This is a genomic window from Planktothrix paucivesiculata PCC 9631 (assembly GCF_900009265.2).
Lineage (GTDB): Bacteria > Cyanobacteriota > Cyanobacteriia > Cyanobacteriales > Microcoleaceae > Planktothrix > Planktothrix paucivesiculata.
In genome coordinates, this window is record NZ_LR734994.1 from 4859 (window position 1) to 10181 (window position 5323).

Consider the following 5323-nt stretch of genomic DNA (forward strand, 5'->3'; position numbering starts at 1 on the left):
CTGTTATTCCCATAACAAATTCTGTTATCCCTGTTATTTGTTATTCTGTTATTCCCAAAACACTTTCTGCTATGGGAATAACGTTATTGATTATTTAGCAACTTTTTTCTTACCCGAATTAATAGAAGTAACCGAAGCAGGAATTGGGGGAATGATAGTTTGTTTGAGTTGAGTTCTCAAGTTATTGATTTCCGCATCCTGTTCTACTAACTGGAGTTCAGCTTTATTGAGGGCGGCGATCTTCTCCTCAAGTTCAAATTTAAGTTCTTCTATTTGCTCAGATTCAAGGGAATCAACTTCTAGGGCAACCGTAGATTTTTGTTGAGATTGTAAATTAATAATTGTCTCATTGGCTTCTTTGAGTTGCGATCGCAATTGTTCCATTTGAGATTCCAGAACTTCCTTCTCCCCAATTTGAGATTGCAAGGATTGGGTTTGACTATGAAGCGAGGAAATTTCTCGTTCCCGTGCTTCTAATTGACCATTGAGACGAGAAATTTCACCTTGACGTTCTCGTTCTTTGGTTTCAAGGTCAGAAACTTCAAGTAAACGTTTCTCAGCTTCAGAAAGTTTAACCGTTAAATCATTACGTTCCTGATAGAGAGAATCTAATTGTTGTCGGAAATTATCACTGTCAGCTAACTGTTGACGGTTTAGGTTCATGTAGGCTTCTTTCAACTCAGCCCGTTGGCGCTCATACTCGGACTTATAGAAATCTAATTCAAGTTTGAGTTGAGGAAATTCCTTGAGTTGAGATGTTAAAAGGTCGTTCTCACTAGCTAATTGTTTGAGACGTTCACCACTAATACAAGTATCAGCTTTTTGGAAAGCCAGTCGGTAAGATGCGATCGCCATTTGACGAGCCACAGTTAAATATTCTTCGGGAATATCAGCTTCTTCAAGTAATCCATCATCAGAGGCTTCAAGGATTGCACTAACTAAATCCTTATCGTTCTTACCTTGTTTGAGACTTGATAAATTCTCGGCTCTCCATTCCTTTAATAAAGCGCAAACCGTATCAGCACTTCCCCCAATCCCATAGATAGATTTAAGACCCGCCTGAACCGACCGTACCACAATCCCTACCCGATTCTTTTGTAGAACCGCACAGGTTGTTTCTACCATTGACCCGGTTACTTCCCTGTAATTGGTTTTCTCAACAATTTGAAACCCAGTTAAATCAAGGCTTGTGAATGTTGTTGGTAATTTTGCCATTGACTTCTACACCTACCATTTTGGTTGATGTACTTACCATAACAGATAATCACTTTACTTACCAATCTGGTAAATATAAAGATTTATTGCATTCTTAAAGATTTTTGAGACGATGACCAATTGCCTCAAGGAAACCAGCTAATTGTTCCTTGGAAGCTCCTTGGATGGCTAAAAAAACCCTTTCTTGAGGGCTTGATTGCTGACCAGAAAGGAAAGCCAAAAGGGTATCTAGGGTTTCGCCCCTAAGTTCGGCAATCCGCTCTAAATTTTCCCTTCGGGGTTCGCCCTCGCCCCGTTCCCACTTAAGAATCGTTGGATGCGAAACTCCCACAATCTTGGCAAAACTCCTGACATTCCTGCCTGACCTTAGACTTATAACGATTTCGGCAAATCTTGCTTTTTCTTCTCTGTCCATTTTCCCCTCTTTGTAAATGCAAAACTTCTGGTAGACTCAATTACCAAACAGGTAAATAAGAAGCTATACTAAAAAAATAAATACCAATCTGGTAGATATTAGCAAAATAAAGTATATGAAAAAGACATCACCGAATCGTATCCAAAGAACATTAACGATTGATGAGGCCCTTGATTCTCGACTTCGTGAAAAGGCAACCCTTTTAAAAAGACCAATTAGTTATGTCGTTGAGGAAGCAGTAGAGCTTTATTTAAACCTCAAAGAAAAGCTAGACAGATAAATAAATGTTAGCTCAAAACTCCCAAAACTCTAATTGTTTATTTGATTGGATTAATTCAGAAGATTTATTTAAGTGTTCCTGCGGAGTCAAATACTCAATCCCCGGCTTAGATAGTTCCCTTTGTAAATCCTGTGGGTGGGTATGCCACCGCCACGAATTAGTCCGCCAATACTGCGAATACGACCACCTCGAAAAAGGTAAATCCCTCAAATTAGATCCCAATGATTTGACCGAGGCTCAAGCTAAAACAATTTTGTTGAAGTTCACCAAATCTAAGTCCAAATCTACCAAAGGATAAATTATGACCTCAACTTTAGTTTTTCATTCAGCCAACGACAGTCCCATCGGGCAACGGCGGGGGGACGGATATTTCAACGCCACTGCTCTCTGTAAGGCGGCGGGGAAAAAGTGGAGTCACTACTTTGAAAATGAAACCACCAAGGAATATCTTGCGGCCCTCTCCGAGAATCTAGGAATAGAGATTATCGCCCGAAACCCGTTAACCGGAAATCCGGCAATGGCGTTAATTCAAGTGTTTCAGGGTGGAAATAAAGCGAACTTGTCCGTATCTGGAACTTGGGTACATCCTCAAGTCGCAGTCCACCTGGCCATGTGGTTGAGTCCAGAGTTTGCAGTTCAGGTTACTCAATGGGTTGTGCAATGGATGTCGGGAACCGCTCAACCTCAATCCTCAGAACCCGCACAAATTAAAGCATGGACACCGCCAGAATTGTACCCACAAATGACTCAAGCCGAATTTGAAGCCATCCCGATTGATGAGCAATGGATTTATTTGGAAACCCCACAGGAACGAAAGCAGCGACAGCGACAGGAACTACGAGAAATAGGGTATTGGACATCTCGAAAATACGGGTAGGAAACGCTGAAATCTAGTACAGATAAGAAGTTCAAGTTTATTTATTGAGAATAAAATGCCTAAATTGTCAATTGTTCCCGATAGCCCGATGTTAGATGTGGAACCATCGCTCTACTACCAGACTCCGAATTGGGCAGCAATCAAAGCCATCAGAGCTAAATTAACCAGCGCCGATTGGTGTGTGTGGAGCTACCTTCAGATGCTTGACCCTTATGGCGATCGCTTAAAAGAAACACCAAACCCAGAACAAATCGCAGCGACTGTCGGACTATCGGAAAGACAGGTCAGACGCTCAATGCACAAGCTCGAAGAAATGGAGCTTTGGGAATTCAAAATCGTAGATATGAAAAGCCGTAATCTGGCTACCGTCAAGTCTGGACAAAGTTGTCCACAGCAGGACAAAGTTGTCCGCAATAAGACAAAGTTGTCCGAGTCTGGACAAAGTTGTCCGAGCCAGGACAAAGTTGTCCGCAATAAGACAAAGTTGTCCGATTCAACGCCTGAAACCCTTACCCAGAGCGGGTCGGATTTTCCTCATACTCTTAAGACTTATAAAGACTTTTTTAATACTCTCTCAGAACCGGAGCGAGAGAGATTTTTAAATTTTGTTCAGAAGAAGACGGAGGGATTTACCAAGCCAATTGCTTCTATTCCCGATTGGTTAGCAAGTTCCGATTCCACAGGAAATCCCCGGTTTGAAGATTACTACTCTCAATTTAAAAAATCCCCCCATGAAGTCCGCAATCGTGAACTCCAAGAAGCCGAGGCTCTCAGAAGTCAGTTGGCTAAGGAAAAAATCTACTGGGAACAGCACCCGCAGTTTGAGGCTTGGGTACAGGAAATTGCGATCGCCAAATCTCAAACCCCATTTATAGAAGATGTCCGAAAACTATTCCTGGCCATTGAACCCGATTCCTTTGAACGTTCGGACTTTTGGGAATGGGTGATTTTGAGTCGCGTTCATATTCCCGCCGCACCCGCACAAGAAAGTGCTTTAACGCAAACCTATCAAGCGACATCTGAACCCTTGGGGGCGCACACAGAGGAATCAAGGCATTCATTTAAGGAGAAGCTAAAAGCCCAATTAGACGCGAAAAAGAACGGGACAAAGGTAGAACGGCAACGACGATTAACGACCCTCTCCCCAACTGAACTCGCCAATCTGGAAATGTCCATTTCTAAATCGACCAATGCAAGCCCCAACAGCCCCAGTCTTTGAAAAACTCCCAGCATTAAACCCCCGCGCTACTTCCCCCGAAGAAAAGGAAATCTGGAAACCCCGGTGGAACTGCTTCTGTTGCCATGATTCCGGCTTTATCACCCGTTCTGAATTAGTCATTGATGGCTTAAATCCAAATGACCCTGACCCGCTTTGTAATCGAAATGGGTGCGGTGCGGCATCGGGCTATCGAAATCTCGGATTAGATGATCGGATTCCCCCCGAAGTTTGTCAACAAATCCATGACTGGGAAGTTCAATCTTGGGCTGAAACCTCTCATCAAAAATGGCTCCAAATTAAGGACAAAATTGATTCCTTATCCCAAGGCTCTAACCGCACCGATAACGATTCCCGTGAGATTGAAATTCGCAAAGAAAATGCTCAAGCCCAATTAGATTTAGCAGTAAAAAATAATAGTTAATTTTAATCTTTATTAATCAGAATTATGTCGGATAGGACTAGGGGCTAATAATCCTGCTAAAGCTCCAATAGCATTCCCCCCAAGCGCAATTAAACTCTCTGGGATTGGTTTATCAATTATTGATAAATAGATTCCCCCAGATAGTGAAATCATTGCAATTAGACAAAGTGTACAAACAACAATTCGATAAGAATAATGCTGCATGGTTAAAATCCTAACCTAATTCTATCTTAAAATAACTATAACATAAGATTATTGACATTATAATACAAATTTGTTAGCATAATTGATATAAAGTTAGCAATCATTTTTTTAGATAAAACAGTAGGTAGAAAGTAAATAATAACCATGAAAAAAAATATACCAGAATCCGAAACTCGATGCTCTGAGCTTGGCGAAGGGTGCGAAACTGAATGCGATTTAATCTCAATCTTTTTATCTACTTGTCCTGGTTTAGCTAGTTATATTTCATACAATTTAACCTATATCTCGGTCAATGAACAAATGGCTGGATATTTTGATAAAACCATAGAGGATTTTTGCAACCAACCCCTGGGCTGGCTAAACAATGGCGATAATCTAAGAGAGGTAATGGGTTTATTCATTCAATCAGATTTAGACTCTGGTAATTGGGAAATTGAATGCAGGACTCCAAAGAAGTTCTTTTTAATATCAGCTAGAAAATACGAATTAGGAATAGCAATATTTGGAATTGATATCACCGAGTCGAAACAACTTCAAGAATCCCTGAGAATCTCAGAAGAACGCAACTTGGCTTTAATTAAAGCTATTCCAGAAGTTTTGCAACATTCGGAAATTAGGAGAAACAACAATGGGTTAGAAAAACTAATAGAAAAATTAGTAAACGAACCTTTATTTTCGGGAACGGGAATCAA

General features: G+C 41.0%; 6 protein-coding genes and 1 pseudogene. 5 read left to right on the forward strand and 2 right to left on the reverse strand.

Annotated features, from left to right (window positions below; all coding sequences use genetic code 11):
- Positions 1 to 90: 90 nt before the first annotated feature.
- Positions 91 to 1215, reverse strand: a complete 1125-nt coding sequence (locus tag PL9631_RS03445) for an AAA family ATPase (RefSeq protein ID WP_197046252.1) — start codon at positions 1213 to 1215, stop codon at positions 91 to 93.
- A 94-nt stretch (positions 1216 to 1309) separates the two neighbouring features.
- Positions 1310 to 1630, reverse strand: a complete 321-nt coding sequence (locus tag PL9631_RS03450) for a helix-turn-helix domain-containing protein (protein WP_083616983.1) — start codon at positions 1628 to 1630, stop codon at positions 1310 to 1312.
- A 115-nt stretch (positions 1631 to 1745) separates the two neighbouring features.
- On the opposite strand from PL9631_RS03450, the gene PL9631_RS03455 reads away from it, so the two are divergent.
- The 5 genes and pseudogenes from PL9631_RS03455 to PL9631_RS03475 all read left to right on the forward strand — a co-directional run.
- Positions 1746 to 1910, forward strand: coding sequence for a ribbon-helix-helix protein, CopG family (locus tag PL9631_RS03455; RefSeq protein WP_156090443.1), 165 nt, complete (start codon positions 1746 to 1748; stop codon positions 1908 to 1910).
- A gap of 301 nt (positions 1911 to 2211) precedes the next feature.
- On the forward strand, positions 2212 to 2787 hold the full coding sequence (locus PL9631_RS03460) for a KilA-N domain-containing protein (protein ID WP_083616987.1): 576 nt from the start codon (positions 2212 to 2214) through the stop codon (positions 2785 to 2787).
- Between the two features lie 55 nt (positions 2788 to 2842).
- On the forward strand, positions 2843 to 4006 hold the full coding sequence (locus PL9631_RS03465; RefSeq protein WP_083616989.1) for a hypothetical protein: 1164 nt from the start codon (positions 2843 to 2845) through the stop codon (positions 4004 to 4006).
- Positions 3978 to 4427 carry a hypothetical protein gene (locus tag PL9631_RS03470; protein ID WP_083616991.1) on the forward strand — a complete coding sequence of 150 codons (450 nt, stop codon included), beginning with the start codon at positions 3978 to 3980 and terminating at the stop codon, positions 4425 to 4427. The genes PL9631_RS03465 and PL9631_RS03470 overlap by 29 nt, the downstream gene beginning before the upstream one ends.
- Before the next feature lie 348 nt (positions 4428 to 4775).
- Positions 4776 to 5323, forward strand: a pseudogene (locus tag PL9631_RS03475) (hypothetical protein); the annotation flags it as partial.